The 24,574-nt window shown below is 55.5% G+C and carries 24 protein-coding genes; 1 reads left to right on the forward strand and 23 read right to left on the reverse strand.

Annotated features, from left to right (window positions below):
* Positions 1-80 precede the first annotated feature (80 nt).
* The 23 genes from nusA to dnaK form a co-directional block, all read right to left on the reverse strand.
* Complete coding sequence (gene nusA / locus FJ695_RS02140; protein ID WP_141183904.1) at positions 81-1,733, reverse strand: transcription termination factor NusA; 1,653 nt, start codon at positions 1,731-1,733, stop codon at positions 81-83.
* A 66-nt stretch (positions 1,734-1,799) separates the two neighbouring features.
* Entirely contained in the window at positions 1,800-2,396 is a 597-nt protein-coding gene (rimP, locus tag FJ695_RS02145; protein WP_141183905.1) for a ribosome maturation factor RimP, read from the reverse strand.
* A 300-nt stretch (positions 2,397-2,696) separates the two neighbouring features.
* A complete protein-coding gene (locus tag FJ695_RS02150; protein WP_141183906.1) occupies positions 2,697-3,392 on the reverse strand; it encodes a tRNA (guanosine(46)-N(7))-methyltransferase TrmB in 696 nt (231 codons plus the stop codon).
* 72 nt (positions 3,393-3,464) lie between these two features.
* Entirely contained in the window at positions 3,465-4,637 is a 1,173-nt protein-coding gene (gene metK, locus FJ695_RS02155) for a methionine adenosyltransferase (RefSeq protein ID WP_141183907.1), read from the reverse strand.
* 112 nt (positions 4,638-4,749) lie between these two features.
* Complete coding sequence (locus FJ695_RS02160) at positions 4,750-5,154, reverse strand: helix-turn-helix domain-containing protein (RefSeq protein ID WP_094073420.1); 405 nt, start codon at positions 5,152-5,154, stop codon at positions 4,750-4,752.
* A 193-nt stretch (positions 5,155-5,347) separates the two neighbouring features.
* The gene (gene lnt / locus FJ695_RS02165; RefSeq protein WP_141183908.1) at positions 5,348-6,964 is read right to left on the reverse strand and encodes an apolipoprotein N-acyltransferase; all 1,617 of its coding nucleotides are present in this window, start codon (positions 6,962-6,964) and stop codon (positions 5,348-5,350) included.
* 108 nt (positions 6,965-7,072) lie between these two features.
* Positions 7,073-8,254, reverse strand: a complete 1,182-nt coding sequence (locus FJ695_RS02170) for a hemolysin family protein (RefSeq protein ID WP_141183909.1) — start codon at positions 8,252-8,254, stop codon at positions 7,073-7,075.
* A 35-nt stretch (positions 8,255-8,289) separates the two neighbouring features.
* Positions 8,290-8,805, reverse strand: coding sequence for an rRNA maturation RNase YbeY (ybeY, locus tag FJ695_RS02175; protein WP_141188534.1), 516 nt, complete (start codon positions 8,803-8,805; stop codon positions 8,290-8,292).
* A 16-nt stretch (positions 8,806-8,821) separates the two neighbouring features.
* Positions 8,822-9,886, reverse strand: a complete 1,065-nt coding sequence (locus FJ695_RS02180; RefSeq protein ID WP_141188535.1) for a PhoH family protein — start codon at positions 9,884-9,886, stop codon at positions 8,822-8,824.
* 74 nt (positions 9,887-9,960) lie between these two features.
* A complete protein-coding gene (gene miaB / locus FJ695_RS02185) occupies positions 9,961-11,421 on the reverse strand; it encodes a tRNA (N6-isopentenyl adenosine(37)-C2)-methylthiotransferase MiaB (RefSeq protein ID WP_209010889.1) in 1,461 nt (486 codons plus the stop codon).
* Positions 11,422-11,547: 126 nt separating this feature from the next.
* Positions 11,548-12,414, reverse strand: coding sequence for a 1-acyl-sn-glycerol-3-phosphate acyltransferase (locus FJ695_RS02190; RefSeq protein WP_141183910.1), 867 nt, complete (start codon positions 12,412-12,414; stop codon positions 11,548-11,550).
* Positions 12,407-12,856 (reverse strand): Fur family transcriptional regulator, encoded by a 450-nt coding sequence (locus FJ695_RS02195; RefSeq protein ID WP_141183911.1) that lies wholly within the window; start codon positions 12,854-12,856, stop codon positions 12,407-12,409. Before FJ695_RS02195 ends, FJ695_RS02190 begins: the two co-directional genes overlap by 8 nt.
* Positions 12,857-12,897: 41 nt before the next feature.
* Positions 12,898-13,386 carry a ribosomal protein S18-alanine N-acetyltransferase gene (rimI, locus tag FJ695_RS02200; protein WP_141183912.1) on the reverse strand — a complete coding sequence of 163 codons (489 nt, stop codon included), beginning with the start codon at positions 13,384-13,386 and terminating at the stop codon, positions 12,898-12,900.
* On the reverse strand, positions 13,383-14,060 hold the full coding sequence (gene tsaB / locus FJ695_RS02205) for a tRNA (adenosine(37)-N6)-threonylcarbamoyltransferase complex dimerization subunit type 1 TsaB (RefSeq protein WP_141183913.1): 678 nt from the start codon (positions 14,058-14,060) through the stop codon (positions 13,383-13,385). The genes rimI and tsaB overlap by 4 nt, the downstream gene beginning before the upstream one ends.
* Before the next feature lie 156 nt (positions 14,061-14,216).
* A complete protein-coding gene (locus FJ695_RS02210) occupies positions 14,217-14,774 on the reverse strand; it encodes a NifU family protein (protein ID WP_141183914.1) in 558 nt (185 codons plus the stop codon).
* A 228-nt stretch (positions 14,775-15,002) separates the two neighbouring features.
* Entirely contained in the window at positions 15,003-15,497 is a 495-nt protein-coding gene (locus FJ695_RS02215; RefSeq protein WP_141183915.1) for a universal stress protein, read from the reverse strand.
* A gap of 69 nt (positions 15,498-15,566) precedes the next feature.
* A complete protein-coding gene (hslU, locus tag FJ695_RS02220) occupies positions 15,567-16,871 on the reverse strand; it encodes an ATP-dependent protease ATPase subunit HslU (RefSeq protein WP_141183916.1) in 1,305 nt (434 codons plus the stop codon).
* Positions 16,872-16,912: 41 nt separating this feature from the next.
* Positions 16,913-18,025 (reverse strand): hypothetical protein, encoded by a 1,113-nt coding sequence (locus FJ695_RS02225; protein ID WP_141183917.1) that lies wholly within the window; start codon positions 18,023-18,025, stop codon positions 16,913-16,915.
* 273 nt (positions 18,026-18,298) lie between these two features.
* Entirely contained in the window at positions 18,299-18,859 is a 561-nt protein-coding gene (hslV, locus tag FJ695_RS02230) for an ATP-dependent protease subunit HslV (protein WP_141183918.1), read from the reverse strand.
* A 100-nt stretch (positions 18,860-18,959) separates the two neighbouring features.
* Positions 18,960-19,535, reverse strand: coding sequence for an NADPH-dependent FMN reductase (locus FJ695_RS02235; protein ID WP_141183919.1), 576 nt, complete (start codon positions 19,533-19,535; stop codon positions 18,960-18,962).
* A 51-nt stretch (positions 19,536-19,586) separates the two neighbouring features.
* Positions 19,587-20,246 carry a class I SAM-dependent methyltransferase gene (locus FJ695_RS02240; RefSeq protein WP_141183920.1) on the reverse strand — a complete coding sequence of 220 codons (660 nt, stop codon included), beginning with the start codon at positions 20,244-20,246 and terminating at the stop codon, positions 19,587-19,589.
* A 75-nt stretch (positions 20,247-20,321) separates the two neighbouring features.
* Positions 20,322-21,458: a molecular chaperone DnaJ gene (gene dnaJ, locus FJ695_RS02245; RefSeq protein WP_141183921.1), complete on the reverse strand. Its 1,137-nt coding sequence runs from the start codon at positions 21,456-21,458 to the stop codon at positions 20,322-20,324.
* 165 nt (positions 21,459-21,623) lie between these two features.
* Positions 21,624-23,546, reverse strand: coding sequence for a molecular chaperone DnaK (gene dnaK / locus FJ695_RS02250; protein WP_141183922.1), 1,923 nt, complete (start codon positions 23,544-23,546; stop codon positions 21,624-21,626).
* A gap of 333 nt (positions 23,547-23,879) precedes the next feature.
* Between dnaK and FJ695_RS02255 the strand changes: the two genes are divergently transcribed.
* On the forward strand, positions 23,880-24,506 hold the full coding sequence (locus tag FJ695_RS02255) for an alpha-ketoglutarate-dependent dioxygenase AlkB (RefSeq protein WP_141183923.1): 627 nt from the start codon (positions 23,880-23,882) through the stop codon (positions 24,504-24,506).
* Positions 24,507-24,574 lie beyond the last annotated feature (68 nt).

Below are 24,574 nucleotides of genomic sequence, written 5' to 3' on the forward strand. Positions count from 1 at the left end.
ACCTGCAACAAAGCCGCTTACTTTAGAATGCAGATAAGTTGATCACTTCCATATTGCGGGAGGCTATTTGCCCCTCTCCATTAGCCGTTCAGGATCACGCCTGTTGGTGTGTCCTCAACAACCTCTTCTTCGGCCTCGGCCTCTTCCAGAACTTCTTCCTCTTCTGCCATCTGGGCAGCGAGTTCTTCTTCGGTGATCCAGCCGGCCGCCAAACGGGCCGCCATCACCATGTTTTCCGCATCAGCACGGGAAACATCATAGCCGGACAGCGCACCGTCGTAGCGCTTGGTTTCGCCGTCCTTGCGCTCGGTCCAGCCAACAAGGTCGTCGGCTGCACATCCTGCAAGGTCTTCCATCGTTTTGACGTCATCCTTGCCGAGGGCCACCATCATAGCGGTTGTCAGGCCATCAATCGAGCGCAGTTCGTCGGAAACACCAAGTTCGATCCGCTCTTCGTCCAATTTGGTTTCCAACTCGGACAGGTAATCGCGGGCACGCGCTTGAATTTCGACGGCAGTGTCGTCGTCGAAGCCCTCAATCATGGAAATCTCTTCGATCTCCACATAGGCAACTTCTTCAACCGACGTGAAGCCTTCAGTTGCCAGAAGCTGACCAACCATCTCGTCCACGTTGAGGGCTTCCATAAAGAGCTGCGAACGCTCTTGGAATTCCTTGGTGCGCCGGTCGGATTCTTCCTGCTCGGTCATAATGTCGATGGCCCAGCCGGTCAGCTGGGATGCCAGGCGGACATTCTGGCCACGGCGGCCAATAGCAAGAGACAATTGGTCGTCCGGAACGACAACTTCAATACGTTCCGCATCTTCATCGAGAACGACTTTGGCAACTTCAGCTGGCTGAAGCGCGTTGACGATGAAAGTCGCAGCTTCGTCGTTCCACGGAATGATGTCGATCTTCTCACCCTGGAGTTCGCCAACGACAGCCTGGACACGGCTGCCGCGCATACCGACACAGGCGCCGACCGGGTCGATCGAACTGTCCTTGGAGATCACAGCAATCTTTGCGCGGGACCCCGGGTCACGGGCAACAGATTTAATCTCAATGACGCCGTCGTAAATTTCCGGAACTTCCTGCGCGAACAGCTTCGCCATGAACTGCGGATGGGTCCGGGACAGGAAGATTTGCGGCCCACGCTGTTCGCGGCGCACATCGTAGATAAAGGCACGGATGCGGTCACCGGTGCGGAAGATCTCACGCGGGATCAATTCATCCCGGCGGACAATGCCTTCGCCGCGTCCCAGGTCCACAATAACGTTGCCGTATTCGGCCCGTTTGACCACGCCGTTGATGACTTCGCCAACACGGTCTTTGAATTCTTCATACTGACGGTCACGCTCGGCTTCACGCACCTTTTGGACGATCACCTGCTTGGCGGACTGGGCGGCAATCCGTCCGAAATCCAGCGGCGGCAGCGGCTCAGCAATGAAATCACCAAGATTGGCTTCCGGGTTGCGCGCCTGCGCGTCCTCAAGGGCAATATCAGTGGAGACATTTTCAACGGCTTCCACCACTTGAAGCAGCCGCTGCAGACGGATATCTCCGGTTTTCGGATTGATCTCTGCGCGAACTTCGGTCTCCGAGCCGTAACGTGAGCGGGCCGCCTTCTGGATCGCATCTTCCATAGCGTTGATGACGATCATCCGGTCGATCGACTTTTCCCGTGCAACTGCATCCGCAATTTGCAACAGTTCCAGCCGGTTAGCGCTGATTGCCATAGTCCACTCCTCTTGCGCCAAGGGTCGGGTCGGGCGCGTTTATCCAATTGCCAGCGAGCGCTACGCTCAGTTGGGCGAGTTATCCTGTGACAGCTCGTCTTCACTTTCGCCGCGTGCGGCCAGTGCCGCCTTTTCGGCCTGAAGAGCTGCTGTAATCAAATCGTCGGTCAACACCAGCTTTGCTTCGCCAATGTCCTCAAGCGGCAGCAGAACCATGTCCGGCTCATTCTCGCGCGCATCAGGCAAACGTAGTTTGGCCGCCGCGCCTTCCACGCCGAGCAAAGCTCCACGGAAGCGCTTGCGGCCATCCTGCATGACATCCATCTCAACTTTCATCTCGTGCCCTGCCCAACGCTCAAAGTCGCCAGCGCGCACCAGCGGCCGGTCGATGCCTGGTGAGGACACTTCCAGATGATAAGCCCGGTTGATCGGATCTTCCACATCCAGAGCGGGAGACACCGCTCGACTGATGGTTTCACAGTCCTCAACCGTCATGGTGCCATCCGGACGCTCTGCCATGATTTGCAGCGTGCAACCGTTTGCCGCGGTAATACGGGTGCGCACAAGACGGTAGCCGAGATCTTCAATAACCGGCTCAACAATTGCCGCAACCCGGGCATCAAGGCCCTGTTCAGTGACAATTCTCGGATCGCGTGCGCTCAACACCTGGCTCCATATTACCGTTTATAGCGGCGTTTGATCTCAGCAGGACATTTGGTGACTCGAGTTGTTTCGGGCAGCAGCCTGCTGATTGATTTCGATGTTTCCGGTTTGTGTAAGCCAAAAAGAGCGGGTCCCCGGCGGGCCCACTCTCAAGAGCTCATATAAGCCGTTTGAGATGAAACTGGGGCTGTATAACTCCAAACCAGCCCAAAATGCAAGGGTCTTGGCTACTTTGCTCCAAAAGAAGTTGCGCAGCAGCATTGCGAGCATTTTTGCCGCCGTTTCCGCTGCAGCTTCTGCCTAGCTGGTTTGGACGCGTAGGAACGTCAGATACCGGCCAACCCGGCCTTCACGGATCGCTTTGGCCTCATAGCGGGTTCCTGGCCAGCCATCCCAGGGTGTTTTCCAATCCGCCGCGGTTTCAGCTGTCCATTCGAATGCAGGGTGAGCGCGGCAATGGCGCAGCGTCCAGTCTATGTAGGTGTCGATGTCACTGGCAAACCGGAACTGACTGCCCGCCTTAAGCGCGCGAGCGTAACGGTCCAGGTTCTGTTCATTAATAAACCGGCGTTTCCAATGGCGCTTTTTGGGCCAGGGATCAGGATAGAGCTGATAGGCCAAATCAAGGGACGCTTCCGGCAGCCAATCCAGAACATTGACCGCATCATCATCATAGAGCCGGAGATTCTGCAGCCCCTCATCGGTCACAGCCGCAACGGCCTTTGCCATGCTACCGACAAAAGGCTCGATGCCGATAAATCCGGTTTTTGGATTGGTACGGGCCCGGTGTAACAGGTGCTCGCCGCCGCCAAATCCCACTTCCAGGCAGACTGTTTCGACTCCGGTCTTAAAGAGGTCCTTCAGGTCTGAGGGTGGTGGCGCGGTCAGGTCAAGCGACAACTCTGGCAGCACATCTGTCATGAGCGCCTCACGGCGCGGACTGAGCGGCTTGCCTTTGCGTCGGCCAAAAAAGGAACCTTCGTAACGATCTGTCATAGCTTCAAACCAAATCGCCGGCCAAGACGGCCGGCGATTTTCATCTTGTTGGTGTCGCGTCTTTGGCGCTGCTTATCCTGCAAGCGGACGCAGTTCGTCAACCAGATCAGTTTTTTCCCAAGAGAACCCACCGTCGGCCTCCGGCTGCCGGCCGAAATGACCATAAGCAGCTGTGCGTTCGTAGATTGGGTTGTTGAGCTTCAGATGCTCACGGATACCACGCGGGCTGAGACCCATGACTTCGCGCAATGTCACTTCCAGCCGGGCTTCATCGCACCGGCCGGTGCCATGCAGATCGACATAGACCGACAGAGGATCGGAGACGCCAATCGCGTAGGACAGCTGTATTGTGCAGCGGTCTGCGAGATCTGCTGCGACAACGTTCTTGGCAAGATAGCGGGCCGCATAGGCCGCGGACCGGTCCACCTTGGTCGGGTCTTTGCCGGAGAATGCTCCACCGCCGTGGGGCGCGGCGCCGCCATAGGTATCGACGATAATTTTGCGGCCGGTAAGGCCGGCATCGCCATCAGGACCACCGATAACAAAGGCGCCGGTCGGGTTCACATGCCAAACAGTCTCACCTGAGATCCAGCCGTCCGGCAATGCTGTGCGGATGTAGGGCTCGACAATCGCCTGAACATCACGGGATGTCAGCGCCGGGTCGAGATGCTGGGTCGACAGGACAATCGAGGTTACGCCAACCGGCTTGCCGTTTTCGTAACGAATGGTCACCTGACTCTTGGCATCCGGACCAAGAACCGGTTCCTTGCCAGATTTGCGGGCCTCGGCCAGCAACTGCAGGATTTTGTGCGAATACAGGATCGGCGCCGGCATCAGCTCTTCGGTTTCGCGGCACGCATACCCGAACATGATCCCTTGATCACCCGCACCTTCATCTTTGTTGCCACCAGCATCAACGCCTTGTGCGATGTGGGCAGACTGGGCATGTAGATGAACTGCGATGTCACAATTTTCCCAATGAAACCCATCCTGCTCATAGCCGATGTCTTTCACCGCCATGCGCGCTAGATGAGCGATATATTCATTGGTGATGGTCGCCGGTCCGCGGGTTTCTCCCGCAATTACAATCCGATTGGTTGTCGCTAGCGTTTCTGCAGCAACACGGGCTTCCGGCATTTCTCTAAGGTAGGCATCCACAACCACATCGGAGATGCGGTCACAAACCTTGTCCGGATGTCCTTCAGACACGGATTCGGAGGTAAAAAGGTAATTCTGACGTGCCATTGGCGATCGTCCTTCTGGGAATGAATACAAAGAAGCGGCGATAACTACCGCCGCTTCAGTTGCCATCAATCTAAGAAGTTTGGGGCCACGTCAAGAAGATGGTTATTTTTTATTATTCATCGCCGGCAAGCGATCTAACCAGATCCACGATCCGGCGCCGGACCTTCGGGTCTTCTATGCGCACGAATGCCTTGTTCAGGGACAGACCTTCCGACGAGGAGAGGAAGTCGACGACGTAGGACGTTGGCTGAGTTTCACCAAAGCCTTCCGCCTCTTCCGGAGTTCCCGGTGCATCTTCAAAGAAGAAGGAAACCGGAACTTTCAAGATGGTCGCAATGTGTTGCAACCGGCTGGCACCAATTCGGTTGGTACCTTTTTCGTATTTTTGGATTTGTTGGAACGTAATGCCAAGAGCTTCGCCAAGCTTTTCCTGACTCATACCAAGCATCATACGGCGCAAGCGGACCCGGCTGCCAACATGAATGTCGATCGGATTCGGAGATTTCTTACTGGGCATCGGCGTTGTTCTTTCTAATATCCAATGGGCCGCTAACAGCCTTGTTTTATTTATTACGCAAGCCCATCCAGGTTCCCACAAACCCAAAAAGAAGAAAGTCCGCCCGCAACTTCTCGCTTGCGCCTACGTTAGCTTTCAATCAGCTATGTCACGGTTGTATCACACTTCTTTCACTCAACTCAAACAAAAAATATCAATTTAAGCGCGAAAATCGGTTGTACCTGCGAATACTGGAGAAAATTACAATAATAATCGAAATAATCAGCACCGGAGCATTCTGAAAACTCCGATAAAACGTTTCATCAATTTGTTTTGGAAGCTTGGCGTCGATCAACCCTTTGTCGAAAATCGCAAGTTTAGATAATATACGTCCATGGCCATCGATCATACCGGAGATGCCCGTGTTGGCTGCACGAACCGTCGGCACACCCGTTTCTATCGATCGCAGCTGGGCTTGCGCAAAATGCTGGTAGGGACCCGGGGTGTGGCCGAACCAAGCATCATTTGTCACATTCAGAAAAAAGGCTGGTCTTGGTGACGCGCTTGCTGTGATTACCGGAAATATCGCCTCATAACAAATCAGCGGAAGAAAACTGAAATCTTCAAAGACCGTAAGCGGCCGTCGCTGAAATCCGGCCTGGAATCCCACACCTGGGCCGGCCAAATTGCTGATCCCAACTTGGTCCAACACCTGTTTGAAGGGAACGTATTCGCCAAACGGCACGAGGCGCACCTTGTCATAGAGCCCGCTCACGGCGCCGTCGCCGGTGATTGTATAGATACTATTGAAATAGAGCGGCCCATTTTCACCTGCCTCCACCCGAACCGCCCCAACGGCAAGTTCATTGTGTGTCCCAAGTGCCGCTGAAATCCGCCTCAAGGCGCCAGGCTCGCGGGTTAAGAGAAATGGGATTGAAGATTCGGGCCACACAACCAAACGCGGAACACCAACCCGTGCACCGCCTCCAAGCGGCGCCTCTGTCATGTCCAAATACGTTTGGAAAATCTGATCACGCAGCTCCGGCTGCCACTTGTCCTTTTGACTGACTGCAGGCTGCACGATCCTGATATCCAGATCCTCGTACTCGGTCTCTGAGGCCATCAACCGATAGCCGCCATAACCCGCCATTGAGATCAAAACGGCCGTAGCGGCAGCAACCGGCAGCAACCGTTGACTCAATGGCCGGGAATCAGCCAGCACAGCTAGCATCGCGAAAACACCCCACGCCAAGAAGCTCAATCCATACAACCCAACAAGGCTGGCCGTTTGGGCAAGAACCAGGCTTTCGGAAAAAGCGTAGCCAAAGGCATTCCAGGGAAATCCGGTTAAAACGGTTCCCTTCAGCCAATCAGCAAGTGTCATCGCTGCGGCAAGCAGCAAGATCCGCCACCGCGTATCTCCCCAGAAAAAACCTGCCAGCGCAGCTCCAAGACCAGTAAACAAGGCAAGCCCTGCCGGCATGGCCACGATGGCAAAGGGCATCAGCCAAGCAAACCGTTCCGCCTCCACCAGGAACGCCGATCCGATCCACCAGAGGCCAGACAGGTAATAGCCAAAGCCAAACAACCAGCCGAGGACAAATCCGGTGCGAACCTGTTTGAAAGCACCGCTTTTTCCGGTTTCCAATGCGCCATCAAGCAGCCAGACGAATGCTGGCAAAGTCAGAAACAGGATTGGGAACAGTCCAAAAGGGGGCAGCGCTAAGGCGGAAACAGCTCCTAACAGCAGACACAATCCCCGGCGGGGCCACCCCCAGGCCAATAAAAATGCATTGGGTAAGAGAGAGAGCTTCTCAATAAGCAGGTGCATGCGTATCCGATTCGCTGAAAAATTGAGGGCAGGTTTGTCCGCTTGCAAGGGCGGGGTCAACCCTTACAGCCATCAACTGTTCCAGCAATTCGAGATTTAAAGCAGCCGTTAGGAGGCTATTGGTGGCTGTTCGGGCGCATCCGAGGAGACTTGTTCAGCGTCCGGTGTCCCTGCGTCTGCCCTTTTCGCCCGCCGGCGCAGATCCTGCGGGCGGATTTCCCCCCGTCCTTTACGGATCTTCAGGCGTTTTATGCGGCGTGGGTCAGCATCCATGATCTCAAATTCATAGCCCGGAACATCCCGCACCACCAACAGTTCGCCGCGCACCGGAACCCGGCCGACCGCAATGTAGAGAAGTCCTCCAAGCGTATCGACATCTTCGGAAATCTCGCCGCCGTTCAATCGTGTGCCCAGCGCTTCATCAAGCTCTTCCAACGGCAGACGCGGATCAGCAATCCAGATGCCCTCGCCGGCTTCTGTCAGCATGGCTTCTTCATCTTCGTCGTGTTCGTCTTCAATGTCGCCGACGACTTCCTCGACCAGATCTTCCAAGGACACCAGGCCATCGGTGCCGCCATATTCGTCGATCACCAGCGCCATCTGAATTCGGCCTGCTTGCATTTTGGCCATGAGGTCCGTTGCCGGCATAGACGGCGGCACAAACAGAAGGTTGCGCAAAAGATTGGTTTCTTTGAGCGTTGCCGACAAATCGACTGATGACAAATCCAGGTTGGAAAGATTGTGACCTGGAAGCGGCGTGACATTATCTGCCTCGTTACCGTCAGAATCCTTGTCCGCGCCTTCCACATCTTCTGCGCTCAAACCAGAGCCACGCTCGGCAATATAAGCCATCAAATCCTTGATATGAACCATACCGCGTGGATCATCGAGCGTATCCTCATAAACCGGCATGCGCGAGTGGCCGCTGCTTCGGAACAACTCCATCACCCGGCTGAGGCTGGTATCCAGATCAACCGCATCAATGTCGGCGCGCGGGATCATGACATCATCGACGCGCTTTTCCCGCAGCCGCAAGATATTGCCAAGCAGCATCCGCTCTTCGGGAGAAAATGCAGTATCGCCAGAAACTTCGCGTGCAAGTTCGTCTTCAAGATTTTCACGCAGGCTCGAAGAGCCACGGCCCAATCGCAAAAAGCGTTTGAACGTATCAAGGATCGCCGCAGGTTTCTGCGGCTTCGTCTGTTGCGGGTCTTCCCCGTCTTGTGCGGCCCCTGAATTGGCGGAATGTGTTTCGCCGTCAGGACTTCGCGGTTCAGCTGCGTTCATCATCGATCAGTTTTCGATCCAAGTGCTCTAGTGTCCCCTTAATCGCCATCGGCTTCAAGGGGCCGGTCAGCATAAGGATCATCAATACCAAGTTTAGCCAAAATGGCTGTTTCAAGGCTTTCCATCAATTCGGCTTCATCATTCTCCTGATGGTCATAATCAAAAAGATGAAGCAATCCATGAACCGTGAGATGGGTAAGGTGGTTGTTAAATTCAATTCCCAGGTCTTTCGCCTCACGGGCGACCGTCTCATAAGCATAGACAATGTCCCCTAAGAGGGGCCCATAAATATCTTCCTGCGGATCGCTGCCGGGAAACGACAACACGTTGGTCGGCTTGTCTTTTTCCCGCCATTGATGATTCAGCTTTTGGATGCCGGCATCATTGGTGAAGAGCAACGAGACTTCCGTTCCGTCCAAAACTTCAAGCTCGGCTTCACGAAAAGCCGCGGCGGCAGCAGTTTGGACCAGCTTAAGAAGCTGCGCTTCCGCGGGCCAGTCTCCCGCCTCCACCGCAATATCAATCTGAAAGCCGTCTGGCAAAGCTGATGCCATCGTTCCTGCTATGCCCTCAAGATGCCGCGGCACTGCTGCGCGAACGGCGTCCGGACCGATCCGGTTCATCTCCGTCCTGGCGTGCTGCAAAGCGCCGTTCACGGGCTTCAGATTCCTCGCGTGAAGCATTGTCATAAGCTGTCACGATCCGGCCGACCAGCTCATGCCGGACAACATCGGTTTCATTGAACCGGATGTGCGCGACCGCCGGGATATCTGTTAGCAGCCCCAACGCTTCACGCAGGCCGGACTTCTGGCCGGCGGGCAAGTCGATCTGGCTTGGATCTCCCGTGACAATCATTTTTGATCCTTCACCGAGACGGGTCAAAAACATCTTCATCTGCATTGATGTAGTGTTCTGCGCTTCATCGAGCAGAACAACTGCATTTGACAGGGTCCGGCCGCGCATAAACGCCAGCGGCGCGACTTCAATCATGCCGGATTGCAGGCCGCGGTCGACTTTTTCCGCCGGCATCATCTCGTACAGAGCATCGTAAATCGGCCGCAGATACGGATCGACCTTATCTTTCATCTCGCCAGGCAAAAAGCCGAGCCGCTCGCCCGCTTCCACAGCCGGACGTGACAAAATCAGCCTTGCCACATCTCCCCGTTCCAAAAGCGCAGCTGCATAGGCAACCGCTAGAAACGTCTTACCTGTTCCCGCAGGGCCTGTACCAAAAATCAAATCGGCCCGGTCCATAGACCGGATATAGGCGTCCTGGGTGGGTGTACGGGCCACAATCGTTTTGCGGCGGGTGGCAATCTGAGCAAAGGCCAAGCGGGATTTCGGCTCAAGGGTCGGGAGCGGCAGCTGGGCTTCACTTGCAGCCGCCATCCGCAAGGCCCCATCCACGTCACCGGGATGGATCTCCTGTCCCTGCAACAGCCGTTGATAAAGCGCCTCCAGCGCAGTGCGGGCCTGGGCGCAGCCTGCCTCTGATCCCTTCAGTGTCACCTGATTTCCCCGAGCGATGGCATCTACGCCAAGACGCTGTTCAATCAAGGCAAGGTTCTGATCGAATTGCCCGAAGAGATCCCCGATCAAGCGGTTATCTTCAAAGGCAAGGACGATGTGGGTCATGTCAGAGGCCGAAGCCGCGGATTCGGGCAGTTTTTGGGACGAAGATTGGCTGTCGCGCGTCAAATGACGTCTCCTTAGGCCGCCGGGGCCGGTATGGCACCGGTTCCATCACCAGCATCTTGCCCCGCAATTAGCTGTCCGAACAGCGAATTGCTTCCGATGTCAACGATTTCCACCGCTTGTATGCTGCCAATCAACGTCTCGGGCGCATCCAATGCAACCGGCTGCAGCCACGGAGATTTTCCAACCAGCTGGCCCGGATTGCGGCCTTTCTTTTCCAAAAGGACATCGCAGGTCATGCCCTTACGCGAGGCATTGAAGGCCTTTTGCTGCGCGCTCAACAAAGCCTGAAGCTCCTGAAGGCGGGCAGACTTAACATCTTCCGGCACCTGATCGTCCATGGTCGCGCCCGGAGTGCCCGGACGCTGGCTGTATTTGAACGAGAAAGCCGAGCCATATTCGACACGGCGGATCAGGTCCATCGTGTCTTCAAAATCCTGATCCGTTTCACCCGGAAATCCGACAATGAAATCGCCCGACAGCGCAATATCCGGAGCTGCCTGGCGGATCCGATCAATCAACCGGAAATACTCGTCCCGTGTATGCTTCCGGTTCATGGATTTCAGGATCTTGTCCGACCCGGACTGAACCGGAAGGTGCAAATATGGCATCAGGCTCTTCAGATCCCGGTGCGCCTCAATCAGCTCATCATCCATATCGCGTGGATGACTGGTGGTGTACCGCAAACGGTCCAGTCCATCGATTTCCGCGAGCCGGCGCAGCAACCGTCCCAGGCTCCAGATCGTGCCGTCGGTGGCTTCACCGTGATACGCATTCACGTTCTGGCCGAGCAGCGTCACTTCGCGGACACCGGATGCAGCCATGTTTTGCGCTTCGGTAACAATCTGCTCAACAGAACGGGAAACTTCTGCGCCGCGCGTATAAGGCACAACACAGAAGGTGCAGAACTTGTCGCAACCTTCCTGAACCGTCAGGAAAGCCGATGGCGGGCGTTTCATGACCGGCTTTTCGGCTCGCTCGGACAGATGGTCGAATTTGGCGTCGATATCGAATTCGGTTTCAACCACCTTCTTGCCCTGGCGAGCCTTATCCAGCAGTGAGGGCAGCTGGTGATAGCTCTGCGGACCCACGACCATGTCGACAATTGGTGCACGCCGGGAAATTTCTTCACCTTCCGCCTGAGCGACACAACCGGCAACACCCACCATCATGTCCTTGCCGGATTTGGCGCGCGCTTCCTTGACCTTCCGGATCCGGCCAAGTTCGGAATAAACTTTTTCTGCAGCCTTTTCGCGGATGTGACAGGTGTTGAGGATCACCAGGTCGGCATCGTCCATGTCTTCGGTGGTCTGATAGCCCTCAGGTGCCAGCACATCGGTCATGCGCTCGCTGTCATAGACATTCATCTGGCAGCCATACGTGCGCACAAACACCTTGTGCGTATTTGCGCCATCACCGGACTTTGCGTCCGCTTTGGCGGGGATATCCTGTTCTGCTTCCGGGCGGCTTGTCATTCGCTCCTCATGGCCCTCACCGGGCGGCCAGCATGTCATTGGGTGGTGGTGCCTAGGTGCCGGATCCTCATGATCCGCACCCGCATTCTCTCCGCTGTTCACTCTGACAACGGGCGGTACCGAAATTCAAGCGCCTGCTTTAGCGGTTTTTTCCGCGTTTGAGAAGAACTCAGACGCCTCGATTTCATCGGAATCGAACCGTTCGACCGGTTTTTGACGCAGCGCGGCCATGGTGAGCGCCCGAACTTCGCGTTCCAGGTGTCGCGTGAGGACCTTTCGATCCGTCGCCGCTTCGACCCGAACCGGCTCGCCCCAATAAACAGCCACATCAAGTGCACCGTGTTTAAAGATGCCCCAAAGATGTCCGGCAAGTTCCATATCGCCATACCAGGCAACATGCGGCCGATGCACCCGGCCCATCGGCATGCCGAAGAGGCCCTGATAGGCGATTGACAGTGGCTGCACCCATACCCCGGACTCCTGATCTCCGCCGGCTGCCCGGGTAGCCGCACCCAGCAACGCGGAGCGGAACGGCAGGACACAATTGCCATCGTTCGATGTGCCTTCGGCAAACAGCACCATTGCATCGCCTTCGGCCATCCGCACAGCGATGGTGTCAGCGACCGCAGCGGTTTCTGTTCTCCGGGTGCGGTTGACAAACACGGTCCGCTGCAGCTTGGCGAAAAGGCCAAACACCGGCCAGCCGGAGACCTCGGACTTGGCGATGAAGGACAGCGGCATTAGGGAGCCAACGACCGTAATATCCACCCAGGATGCATGATTGGCGGCGATCAGAAGCGGGCGGTTTGGAGCAGGCGCGCCCTGCTGATGTATCCGGATTCCAACCAGGCTGGTCGCGATTTTGTGCCAGATATGGGGAAGGTTTTTTTGAATAGGAAGGTTGAGCTTCACTGCAATCCACTGCAGCGGAATCAAGACAAGAGAGACGAGTGTCAAAAGCAAGATCGTCAGAATTGCCTTGATTTCAGCCATCGCTGTCCGTGTCCTTCTTGGGATCAATAGGAACCCCATAAAGTTCCAGCCGGTGATCGACCAACTTGTAGCCCAGCTTTTTTGCAATGAACTCCTGCAAGGCCTCGATTTCTTCGTTCCGGAATTCGATCACCTGCCCACTGCGCAAATCGATAAGATGATCATGATGCTCGTCTGGCACAGTTTCATAACGGGAACGGCCATCCCTGAAATCGTGGCGCTCGATCATACCGGCATCTTCGAACAGCTTGACGGTCCGGTAGACAGTGGAAATTGAGATTTTCGGGTCGATGGCAACGGACCGGCGGTAGAGTTCCTCTACGTCCGGATGCTCTTCAGAGGCTTCTTCAATCACGGAGGCGATCACGCGGCGCTGTTCTGTCATGCGCATGCCCTTTGCCACGCAAAGTTCCGCCAGCGATGTCGTCCGCTCGTCCGTCATGAAAAATAAGTGCCTTCAAGTCTCATCGATGGATACAGCGATTAGCCAAGATCAACGCGCATGACAAGCGCTGTCCCGTCTCCTCCACTGTCGCTGTAATAGCCTTTGCGCTTGCCAACTTCCTTAAAACCTAAGGACCTGTACAGCAAAATCGCAGAGTCATTTGCCGAATCCACTTCCAAAAACAAGCTCTTGCACCGGTCGCTATAAAGCCGGAACAAACCAGCTTCCATCAGCTTTTTGCCAATCCCACGACCACGCTGACGCGGGTGAACAGCGATGGTAATCACCTCTGCTTCGTCTGCAGCTGTTCTCAGAATCAGGAACCCAAGAGGGCTTCGTGTGCCATAGGGACTGGACCGCCGGGCGACCAACATGGTGGTGCTGTCTTGCGCCTTCATACGGGCAAGTTCGTCCGCATCCCATGCGTGTTTGAAGGATACTGCGTGGATTTCGGCGATCTTAGGTAGATCCTCGTCCAGCGCCTCTTCGATAACCGGCGGCTGAGCCCAGAACCACCAAAAACTCATTGCCGTTCAATCCTTCCCTTTTTCTGCGGTGTCGCATCGGGCGGCCGCAGATAAAGCGGAGATGGTGAAGCCAACAGCGGTTCCGTTACCAATCCCAGTTCAGCCACCGCCCGGATCCCCGGATAAGCGCATCTGGAAATTACCCGGCTTGCGTCTGCCCCTGTTGACTGCGCTACGTTGTCTGCCGCTGACCCGGCAAACCTTATGTCCTCAGGCAGGGTTCTCGCAAGTTCTGACAAGGTTTGCACCCCCGCGTCGCTCAAAGGCGCGCCATCATCAGAGAATTGCTGGCAATAGACCTCTTCGCCTTTCCCTGTCAGAGCGACCAAAAGGGGCGGGCCATTGTCAGATGGTGCGCAGGAGCGGGCGATTGCCGCAAGGGTCGTGATCCCAACAACCGGCTTTTCAAGCACAAGGCCAAAACCGCGGGCGACGGACAGACCAACCCGAAGGCCGGTAAAGCTACCAGGCCCTACCGTGACCGCAACCCGGTCCAAATCGGAAAAGGCAGTGGAGCTTTCAGCCATCACTGTTCCGATCATATCCATGAGTTTTTCAGCATGGCCGCGGCCGATTTCCTCGCCGCAGGTTTCGAAGCACGCCGAAGCGGCGCCGTTATCCAGTACCGCGGCGGCACAATTGGCCAGTGCTGTATCGATTGCCAGTACGCGCATAATACATTCGCTCTATCGCGGAGACCGCGCTGAGTCGAGCCGGGCTTTGGACCTAGATCCAATGGGGGGCTTGAAACCCACAGAGAAATTCAAAAGGAAAAAAAGAAAACCCGGCACGCATGCCGGGTTCCAAAAAACTCAGGTCGTAAGCTCACATCAAATTGGGCGAACTTCCTCAACTTCCGGCACAAAATGGCGCAGAAGGTTCTGAATGCCGTGCTGCAATGTAGCCGTGGACGATGGGCAACCGGCACAGGCACCGCGCATAGAGAGATAGACAATTCCCTCTTTGAAGCCCTTAAACGTGATATCACCGCCGTCCTGTGCGACAGCAGGCCGCACACGTGTTTCCAGCAATTCTTTGATGGTGTCGACCGTTTGTTGGTCGCTTTCTTCAAAGAACTCGCCTTCTTCGATGTTTTCACTTTCGCCAGCTGCCATGACTGGCTGACCGGACATGAACTGTTCCATGATGACACCGAGGATCGCCGGTTTCATGTGCTGCCAGTCGGTGTCGTCCTTGGTGACGGTTACAAAGTCATGGCCAAAGAAAACCGCAGAGACGCCCGGAACATCAAACAGCTTTTCGGCTAGTGGCGACGCGCCCGCATCCGCCTTGGTGCGAAAATCATATGTGCCTTCCGGCAGGACAACCCGGCCCGGAAGAAACTTCAGGGTGGCCGGATTCGGCGTTGCTTCGGTTTGAATGAACATATCTTCCGTCCTTGCGCCTAGCGCGCTCTTTCAACTGTGCGCCCTAATGGGTGGTGTCATGCGCCCTCGCTATCATCGCAAAACACCGATGGGACCTTTTAACTGATCCCGATCCAGTTTGGAACCATTAAAAACTAGATAGGCAATTATCTACCAAAATCAAGAAAACACAATTGTGCCAAAGGGCCGCAAGCCCGGCCGGCTTAACTTCCGCCTGCAAACACAGCTCTAGGCAAGCGCCGCAATCGAATCATCATCCAGATTGCCTGGTACGATCGTGACCGGAATCGGGAAAGTTCCGGCAGATTTACCGGCAATCGACGAAACAAGCGGACCAGGCCCCTCGGAATTCGTGCTGGCCGCCAGGACAAGGATCGCGATGTCTGCGTCGGCTTCAATCAGCTCAATGATCTCTTCGCTCATGCTGCCTTCGCGGATCACGGTTTCCGGCTCCGTCCTGGCAACTGAGCGGACCCTCTGAGCCGCCTTGGCCAATGTGGCTTCGGCTTCTTCATGCGCCTCGGCACGCATGATGTCCTCTACTCCGAGCCAATGTTGAAAATCGCCGCGTGCGATGATGAACAACAATGTCACAACACCACTGGTCCGCGCCGCGCGCTTGGCCGCATAGACAATGGCACGGTCACACTCTGGCGTATCGTCGACCACCACCAGAAACTTCCGGCGATGCCCTTCTTCGTTGCTTTTTCGAATTGCTACCATTTGTGCATGCTGCCATCGGACCCGGCCGGCTGCAAGCGGCGAATTTGCCGCGTGCAGCTCTAAACCCGGCTAGAGAATAAACTTCGACAAATCGACGTTTTTCGCCAAATCGCCGATATTCTCTTTGACGAACTCCGCTGTAATTTCAACCGTATCACCAGCCCGATCCGGGGCAGTGAAAGAGATCTCGTCCAGAATCCGTTCCATGACGGTTTGCAGGCGGCGGGCCCCGATATTTTCGACAGAACCGTTGAGATCCACCGCAACGGACGCGATTTCGTCAATGGCATCTTCCGAGAAAGACAGAGTCACCTCTTCAGTCTGCATCAAGGCAATGTACTGCTTAATGAGGCTTGCTTCCGGTTCTGTCAGGATCGCACGGAAGTCTTCTTGTGTAAGCGCGCGGAGCTCCACCCGGATCGGCAGTCGGCCTTGCAATTCCGGCAAGAGATCCGAAGGCTTTGCGACATGGAAGGCGCCAGAGGCTATGAAGAGAATATGGTCTGTGCGCACAGGCCCGTGTTTGGTGGCAACCACTGTCCCCTCGATCAACGGCAGAAGATCGCGTTGGACACCTTCGCGGGAAACATCTCCGCCAGCACGGCCTTCACGGGCGCAAATCTTATCGATTTCGTCCAGGAATACGATGCCGGAGTTTTCAACCAGGGAAATCGCTTCTTCGACGATCTTGTCTTCATCGAGCAGCTTGTCGGATTCTTCATTGACCAGCAGCTGATGGGAATCGCGCACGGTGGTGCGCTTGGTTTTTGTCTGTCCGCCAAAGGCTTTGCCGAGTATATCGGAGACATTCATAACACCAACACTCGCTCCCGGCATACCCGGCAGATCGAAGCTCGGCATTTGCGCCTGGGCACGGATCTCGATTTCGATTTCCTTGTCGTCCATCTCGCCGTCGCGCAGTTTGGCCCGGAAGCTGTCGCGCGTTGCCGGGCTTGCGTTGGCCCCGACCAAGGCATCAAGCACGCGCTCTTCGGCTAGAACATGCGCCTTGGCTTTCACCGCTTCGCGTTTTTCCTCACGAACGAGCGATATCCCGGCCTCGACAAGATCCCGTACGATCTGCTCAACGTCCCGGCCGACATACCCGACTTCTGTAAATTTGGTGGCTTCCACCTTGGTGAAGGGGGCACGGGCCAGTTTTGCCAGGCGGCGGGAGATTTCCGTTTTGCCGACACCCGTCGGGCCAATCATGAGAATGTTCTTTGGCAGAACCTCTTCGCGCATCTCGCCTTCAAGCTGCTGACGGCGCCAACGGTTGCGCAAGGCGATGGCAACCGCACGTTTGGCGTCTTTCTGGCCAACAATATAGCGGTCGAGTTCGGAGACGATTTCACGTGGAGAAAAGTCGGTCATTCGCAGGTATCACTCGCACAGAAGAAGATAGTAGTTTCGGTCTATGTGGTCGCCGGTAGGTAACGCAGCAAGGGTTGGCCTGACAATGGTGCAAGCAACACCCGGCGCAGGAAGCTCCAGGCAGACCCGATCAGCAGGATGAAACTGCCGAGCACCAGAAGGGTTACGGCAAAGGCCGCTTCCTCGGAGACATTTGCCTGGGTGATCAGGTATCCGATTGCAAAACCAAGATAGCTCATCGCAGACACCAATAGCGCCCGGCGGTCGACGACCAGCGCCACGGTTGCCAGCACCAGAAACAGTCCAATGACTGCCACCGAATACCCAACAGACCCTTGCCCCATATCTGCTGATACCAGAGCCAGGATGGAATGAACGATAAACGGTGCAGCCAGCAGGTGCAGCCAGAAGGCCTTGTCGGAATTGAGCGTAACCCGGGCCGGATCCTTGATGTCAAAACTCATAGCCAGCGAAAAGGTCACCAATCCGAGGATCAAGAAGAACAAGACATGGTGCGCTTCAATCAAGCCCGGCACCGCCAATTCGATCAGTACGGCTGCTATATACAGGCAGCCCCCGGTAATTCCGGCGATCCCGACGGGAACCTTGAACCGCCAATAAAACAGAATTGCGCCGGTCAACGCCACCAATGACGTCGGTATGACCAACGCAGTTTCATGAGTTTGACGCCATCCGCCCATGCTCAAACTCGTCAGATCCTGATCTACGACAAGACCAAAGCAGGCAATGAAGAAAAACGGAGTGAAAGCCAAGCTCAGCAGGAAAGACGGCAAAGCGAGACGCATCTGGCGGGAAAAGACTTCTGCCAGCCCCCAGATCGCCAAAGCCCCAGCTGCAGAAATCGCCCAGGCCGGCAAAATGTCATTCAAACCGTAGATGAGGCCGACCATCAATATGACGATCCCAAGGCTGATAAAAATATCATGGAAGCCTCGGACAAACCGGACTTCTTCGATATCGGCATGCGGCAAGGTTTCGGCTAAAGGGCTGCTGGTTCCCCGGCTGGTCCAGAAATCTGTAAGACGTTCTGCCTGGTCCTCGGTGAGGATCCCTTCCGACACAGCGGCGGCTAAGCGCACTGAATCCAGCGGGCTTCCATCATGGCCGTCCGTTTTTTGGGCCGACTCGCTCAATGGTTTCTCCATTTCTCGTCAAAGACCTTCCATTTGAAGGGTGCGTGCCGCTTAGGAGGCCACCAGAGTATTCAATATACCCTGCTTCGCACGGAACTGTGTCTTTTGATAAGCTCTCTTTTGCCGGATTTGCATTGACTTGGATCGTCCCACGCAGTGAGTTGGACACACACGCTCACGGGTGTCTCAAAAACTCCGCAGAAGGAGCCGAGGTACCAAGTCTACTCACATCGGCAACAGCCAGCTCTCATAGGCCAAACTGAGGGCCGGCGCTTATTCGGACGCTTCCAGAACTTCGACCGTTACGCTTTCATTGGTGTAGACGCAGATTTCAGCAGCTACCGCCATTGCTTTGCGTGCGATTGTTTCGGCATCATAATCGGTATCAACAAGCGCACGGCCCGCGGCCAAAGCATAGTTTCCGCCGGATCCGATGCCCATCACCCCGCCTTCCGGCTCCAGAACATCCCCGGTGCCGGTCAATACCAGCGAAGTCGTCTTATCGGCAACTAGCATCATGGCTTCCAGCCGGCGCAGATACCGGTCGGTCCGCCAGTCTTTCGCAAGCTCTACACAGGCCCGCATCAACTGGCCCGGATATTGTTCCAACTTGGTTTCGAGCCGCTCGAATAAAGTGAAGGCATCGGCTGTTGCCCCAGCAAATCCGGCGATCACATCCCCTTTGGCCAGGGGACGGACCTTGCGTGCGGTGTGTTTGATCACGGTTTGGCCAAGCGACACCTGGCCATCACCTGCGATGACCACCTTTCCGCCCTTACGCACCATCATGATGGTCGTGCCATGCCAGACTGCCGGCTCGCGCGTATCGCTCATCTAATCCTCATGTTTTTGCTGCAACGCCGCCCTATGTAGGGATCAAATCAGGGCTTGAAAAGCAATCCCTGATATTTCCTGGCGCAAGAAGACATCTTTGTCAGTGAGACAGCTCAATCCGAGTGGCACGTAGGAGTGCGTCGATCAGCTTGTCCATGTTTGCAGACGCCCGTTCGTCCGCCAGATCTCCGCGCTCGTCAAATGCTGAACCGGCTTTGGCCACAGACACCATTTGCGGCAGCACCATTGCGCCTAGGCCGACCTCAAGGATGGTCCGCATGCCCATTAGGCCACGCATGCCTCCAAAACCTCCGGGAGATGCAGCGCCAATCGCAAAGATCTTCGATCGATAGGCTTCACCGGGATCTTTCACCCGGCTGATCCAGTCAAGCGTGTTCTTAAGCAGCGGGGTAATACCGGCATTGTATTCGGGACAGGCGATAAAAACGCCATCATGTTCGACAAAAAGCATCTTTAGCTTCTTGGCATTTTCCGGAACCCCGTCGGCGCTTTCAAGATCACCGTCGTAGATTGGAAGGGGATAGTCCTTCAGCGATATTTGCGTGACTTGGGCGTCCAGGATCGCCAGTTTTTTTGCAGCTAGAGCCGTCAATTTACTGTTGTGAGACCCAGCACGGGCGGAACCGGATAGAACAAGGATTTTCGGATTGCGCATGAAGGCCCTTTCAAGAGACTACGCAGCCTGCAAGACTGTCTCTTGCGGCAATCAATTCGCCTTGCGATAGACCCAAACGCGGGCCGGCGGCAAGTTTTTCCAGATCCATTCGGAACTGAATATGGAGACAGCCCGGGTCTTGGGTTTCACCGGGGCAGCAAGCCCATACGAAAACTGGATCAGCGGGGCACCAGGCTTCAATAGATCAAGTGCTTCGGACAAAAACGCCTTACGGTCTTTTTCGGGGCGCGTCAGCAAAGGCAAGGATGACACGATTCCGTCAAGCGAGTGTTGCGGCTCGTGAGTTTCGTCCAGAAACCCTCCACGATTGGAGAGCGTCCCGCGCAAGGCATAGGCATCGCCCTGCAAGACAGGAAGGCCTGGGTATCGTGCTTCCAAATGGTCGCAAAAGTCTGCGCTGTATTCGATCAGGTTCAAGTGGTGATTTGAAAATCCAGCCTCAAACAGCGCTTTCGTTACAACACCAGTCCCCGGGCCGAGTTCAACGACCCTAGCGTGTGGCCGCGGTGTTAAGAAGGACACCATGCGCGCAGCCAGCTCTGGTCCTGAGGGTGCCACAGCGCCGGTTCTAAGTGGATTTTGCGCCCAGGAGCGGATGAATTTAACATCATCCAAGACTTTCATGCGGACAGCGTCCGCCTTTTCCAGTTTCTCCCGGATAGTTTCCCGCTTGATCCCGATACGCTTCAAAACCCAACCTCGCGCCTGTCCTTTTAGAACATATAGGCGTGTTCGGCCGCGGTTTCTACCGGTGAGGCACGTCTATTATGTACTTAAATTGTCGATAAAATCCTTCACCTTGGAGAAAAAGCCCGCAGATTCGGGATGATTTTCACCTGAGGATTCCTTTTCGAACTCAGCCAAAAGTTCGCGCTGGCGTTTGGTCAGATTGGTCGGTGTTTCGACAGTCACCTGAATATACATGTCGCCATGCTGGCTGGAGCGCATCACCGGCATGCCCTTACCGCGCAACCGGAACTGTTTTCCGGTCTGTGTACCTTCCGGCACCTTCACCCGGCTGGTTGCCCCATCTACCGTGGGCACATCGAACTGACCACCAAGGGTTGCTGTCGACATGGAGATCGGCACACGGCAATAAAGATCTGCCCCATCCCTCTGGAATAGATCATGCGGCTTGATAGAGAGGAATATATAGAGATCCCCGGCCGGGCCACCGCGCAGGCCTGCTTCGCCTTCGCCAGCAAGCCGGATCCTTGTGCCATCCTCGATGCCTGCCGGAATGTTGACCGACAAGTTCCGTTCCTGGGTTTTCCGGCCTGACCCGCCGCAATCGCCACAAGGATCAGTAATTACCTGCCCTTTGCCCTGACAGGCCGGACATGTCCGTTCCAAGGTGAAAAAACCTTGCGCTGCCCGGACCCGGCCAGCACCACCACAGGTCCGGCACGCCGTCGGGCTTGTGCCAGGTTTTGCACCTGACCCAGAGCAGGTGTCACAGGTAATGCTGGTCGGGACTTCGATCTCGACAGTCTTGCCGGCAAAGGCATCTTCCAGCGAAATATCCAGATTGTATCTGAGGTCCGCGCCACGCTCGCGGCCGCTGGACCGGCGGCCACCACCACCGCCCATGCCGAAGAATTCTTCAAAAATATCAGACATGGTGGACGAGAAGTCATGGGCGCCAGCACCGCCGCCACCGCCGCCAAATCCACCATTTTCAAACGCCGCATGACCAAACCGGTCATAGGCAGCCCGTTTTTGACCATCCTTCAGCGTGTCATACGCCTCATTGACTTCCTTGAACTTCGCTTCCGCTTCCGCATCACCTGGATTGCGGTCGGGGTGAAATTGCATCGCCATCTTGCGGTAGGCACTTTTTAGCGCCTTTTCATCCGCATCGCGCGCAACTCCCAGAACCTCGTAGAAATCACGTTTGGACATCAAGATCTCTCGGTCTTGTTACACCGCTGGCTGCCGAAAAGTGTTTGGCGCCAAGTACGGCGAAGCGCCGTTCGCGGCTCCTTTGTCTTTGGACAACCAGGCAAACGGCGCTGTGCAAATAGTCTATCAGCCAGCCGGTTTTCCGGCTGGCTGATGGTTTTTAGTTTAAGCAGATTTTTTGTCGTCGTCGTCTTTGACTTCTTCGAAGTCCGCATCGACGACATCGTCCTCGGCCTGCTCGCTGCCGGCTTCACCGCCCTCAGCGTCAGCTTCGGCATCTGCTTGCGCCTGCTGATACATGGCTTCGCCAAGTTTCATGGACGCTTCGGCCAGAGCCTGTGTCTTAGCCTGGATGTCTTCCAGATCTTCACCTTCAAGCGAAGACTTCAGAGCTTCCAGAGCGCTTTCGATCGCGGACTTGTCGTCCTCAGACACTTTGTCGCCATAGTCGGCAAGGGACTTTTCGGTCGAATGAACAAGGGACTCACCCTGGTTCTTGGCTTCAACCAGTTCCTTACGCTTCTTGTCTTCGTCAGCGTGGGCTTCCGCGTCCTTGACCATCTGATCAATGTCGGCGTCGGAAAGACCACCAGATGCCTGGATGCGGATCTGCTGCTCTTTGCCTGTGCCTTTGTCTTTCGCGGACACGTTGACGATGCCGTTGGCATCGATGTCGAAAGTGACTTCAATCTGCGGAACACCGCGCGGTGCCGGCGGCAAGCCAACCAGATCGAACTGGCCGAGGATCTTGTTGTCCGCAGCCATTTCCCGCTCGCCCTGGAAGACGCGAATGGTCACAGCCGTCTGATTGTCTTCAGCGGTCGAGAACACCTGGCTCTTCTTGGTCGGGATCGTCGTGTTGCGGTCGATCAGGCGGGTAAAGACACCACCAAGGGTCTCAATGCCGAGCGACAGCGGGGTCACGTCGAGCAAGAGAACGTCTTTAACATCGCCCTGCAGAACACCGGCCTGGATCGCAGCGCCCATGGCCACGACTTCGTCCGGGTTCACGCCTTTGTGCGGTTCTTTGCCGAAGAAGTTCTGAACGGTTTCCTGAACTTTCGGCATGCGAGTCATGCCGCCAACCAGAACGACTTCGTCGATGTCACCGGCAGTCAAACCAGCGTCTTTCAACGCCGCTTTCATCGGATCGACGGTGCGCTTGACCAGTTTGTCGACGAGCGATTCAAACTTCGCACGGGTCAGCTTCAAGGTCAGGTGCTTCGGACCAGACGCATCTGCGGTGATGAACGGCAGGTTGATCTCAGTCTGGGATGCGGAAGAGAGTTCGATCTTCGCTTTTTCAGCAGCTTCTTTCAGACGCTGCAGAGCCAGCTTGTCGTTCTTCAGATCGATGCCCTGTTCTTTCTTGAACTCAGCAGCCAGATAGTCGACCAGAACCATGTCGAAATCTTCACCACCGAGGAACGTGTCACCGTTGGTGGATTTCACTTCAAAGACGCCATCGCCGATTTCCAGGATGGAAACGTCAAAGGTACCGCCACCAAGGTCGTAAACCGCGATGGTCTTGCCGTCGTTCTTATCAAGGCCGTAAGCGAGGGCTGCTGCGGTCGGCTCGTTGATGATGCGCAGGACTTCCAGGCCAGCAATTTTACCGGCATCCTTGGTTGCCTGACGCTGTGCATCGTTGAAGTAAGCCGGAACAGTGATAACAGCCTGTTCGACTTTTTCGCCCAGATAGCTCTCAGCGGTTTCCTTCATTTTCTGAAGGATGAACGCGGAAACCTGCGACGGGGAATATTTTTCGTCGTTGGATTTAACCCAAGCATCGCCGTTGTCGGCTTTGACGATTTCGAACGGAACCAACTTCTGGTCTTTTGCAACGGTCGGATCATCGAACCGGCGGCCGATCAGGCGCTTAACTGCAAAAAGAGTGTTTGTCGGGTTTGTGACCGCCTGGCGTTTTGCCGGCTGGCCAACGAGACGCTCGCCGTCGTCAGAAAATGCCACCATGGAAGGGGTGGTGCGGGCGCCTTCTGCGTTTTCAATTACTTTGGAATCTTTGCCGTCCATAACGGCCACGCACGAGTTCGTCGTGCCGAGGTCGATACCAATGACCTTTGCCATATCTGCCTCTCTTTCTAGCAAACCGGCTGGACCCTTAAAGGCGTCGTACCGGCTCCTCTCAATTTAAGTCCCGGACACCTGTCCGGATGCCGCCCCCGAAGTCATATACAATTCGGTGCGCGACGCTTGACCGCTATATAGGTGGATGAAACTTTGCCTGCAAGAGACCTTTTCACAGGCTTTTGCTGACTTCTGGATATGTCGGCCAAAAAACTTCCCATAAGGTTACCGGCCAAGTGCCACCGGCCGCATGGGGGCACTTTTCAACAATTTCGGATTTGCGATACCGGCGGCATACCCTTTTGCAACGCAGCGAGCAGTTACATCGGAAGAATGCAGAACATCAACATCAACGGTCTGACCGGCCTCAAATATGCACCGGACCACTTTGACCGCGCCGCGCAGGAAATCCTCCTTGCTAAGATCCGCAAGATCATCGAGGAGGCACCGCTGTTTCAACCGGCCATGCCCAAAACGGACAAAGCGTTTTCGGTCAAGATGAGCAATTGCGGGCCACTTGGCTGGGTGTCTGATATCAATGGCTACCGCTATCAACCGAAGCACCCGATCACCAACGAACCCTGGCCAGAAATTCCAGCAACGCTTTTGGATCTTTGGAAAGAAGTCGCTCCGGCTGCGCCTGAGCCCGAAGCTTGTTTAATCAATTATTATGAAACCGGTGCGCGCATGGGACTGCATCAAGACCGGGATGAACTAACTTTTGACGCGCCCGTTGTCTCCGTGTCTCTTGGTGATACGGCTACTTTCCGGGTCGGCGGCACCAGCCGTAAAGACCCGACCAAGTCGTTCCGTCTAAACTCAGGTGATGTTGTGGTGCTTGGCGGAGAGGCCCGCCTCGCTTTTCACGGCATTGACCGCGTCTTGAAAGGCACTTCAACGCTTTTGAAAAATGGCGGCCGGATCAATCTGACACTTCGGCGGGTGTCTCCTATGCCCTAACGCTCTTTGTATCTGAAATTCAAGACTTTACTGGCCTCATACCTCATGTAAAAGTGACGCTAAATTCA

This window comes from Labrenzia sp. PHM005 (assembly GCF_006517275.1).
In the GTDB taxonomy this organism is placed as follows: Bacteria; Pseudomonadota; Alphaproteobacteria; order Rhizobiales; family Stappiaceae; genus Roseibium.

Coding starts and splice junctions, on each gene's coding strand:
- nusA (WP_141183904.1), bottom strand. CDS start 1,733: ATGGCAATCAGCGCTAACCGGCTGGAACTGTTGCAAATTGCGGATGCA.
- FJ695_RS02150 (WP_141183906.1), bottom strand. CDS start 3,392: ATGACAGATCGTTACGAAGGTTCCTTTTTTGGCCGACGCAAAGGCAAG.
- metK (WP_141183907.1), bottom strand. CDS start 4,637: ATGGCACGTCAGAATTACCTTTTTACCTCCGAATCCGTGTCTGAAGGA.
- FJ695_RS02160 (WP_094073420.1), bottom strand. CDS start 5,154: ATGCCCAGTAAGAAATCTCCGAATCCGATCGACATTCATGTTGGCAGC.
- lnt (WP_141183908.1), bottom strand. CDS start 6,964: ATGCACCTGCTTATTGAGAAGCTCTCTCTCTTACCCAATGCATTTTTA.
- FJ695_RS02170 (WP_141183909.1), bottom strand. CDS start 8,254: ATGATGAACGCAGCTGAACCGCGAAGTCCTGACGGCGAAACACATTCC.
- ybeY (WP_141188534.1), bottom strand. CDS start 8,805: ATGGCATCAGCTTTGCCAGACGGCTTTCAGATTGATATTGCGGTGGAG.
- FJ695_RS02180 (WP_141188535.1), bottom strand. CDS start 9,886: ATGACCCACATCGTCCTTGCCTTTGAAGATAACCGCTTGATCGGGGAT.
- miaB (WP_209010889.1), bottom strand. CDS start 11,421: ATGACAAGCCGCCCGGAAGCAGAACAGGATATCCCCGCCAAAGCGGAC.
- FJ695_RS02190 (WP_141183910.1), bottom strand. CDS start 12,414: ATGGCTGAAATCAAGGCAATTCTGACGATCTTGCTTTTGACACTCGTC.
- FJ695_RS02195 (WP_141183911.1), bottom strand. CDS start 12,856: ATGACGGACGAGCGGACGACATCGCTGGCGGAACTTTGCGTGGCAAAG.
- rimI (WP_141183912.1), bottom strand. CDS start 13,386: ATGAGTTTTTGGTGGTTCTGGGCTCAGCCGCCGGTTATCGAAGAGGCG.
- tsaB (WP_141183913.1), bottom strand. CDS start 14,060: ATGCGCGTACTGGCAATCGATACAGCACTGGCCAATTGTGCCGCCGCG.
- FJ695_RS02210 (WP_141183914.1), bottom strand. CDS start 14,774: ATGTTCATTCAAACCGAAGCAACGCCGAATCCGGCCACCCTGAAGTTT.
- FJ695_RS02215 (WP_141183915.1), bottom strand. CDS start 15,497: ATGGTAGCAATTCGAAAAAGCAACGAAGAAGGGCATCGCCGGAAGTTT.
- hslU (WP_141183916.1), bottom strand. CDS start 16,871: ATGACCGACTTTTCTCCACGTGAAATCGTCTCCGAACTCGACCGCTAT.
- hslV (WP_141183918.1), bottom strand. CDS start 18,859: ATGAGCGATACGCGCGAGCCGGCAGTCTGGCATGGCACGACCATCATG.
- FJ695_RS02235 (WP_141183919.1), bottom strand. CDS start 19,535: ATGCGCAATCCGAAAATCCTTGTTCTATCCGGTTCCGCCCGTGCTGGG.
- dnaJ (WP_141183921.1), bottom strand. CDS start 21,458: ATGTCCAAACGTGATTTCTACGAGGTTCTGGGAGTTGCGCGCGATGCG.
- dnaK (WP_141183922.1), bottom strand. CDS start 23,546: ATGGCAAAGGTCATTGGTATCGACCTCGGCACGACGAACTCGTGCGTG.
- FJ695_RS02255 (WP_141183923.1), top strand. CDS start 23,880: ATGCAGAACATCAACATCAACGGTCTGACCGGCCTCAAATATGCACCG.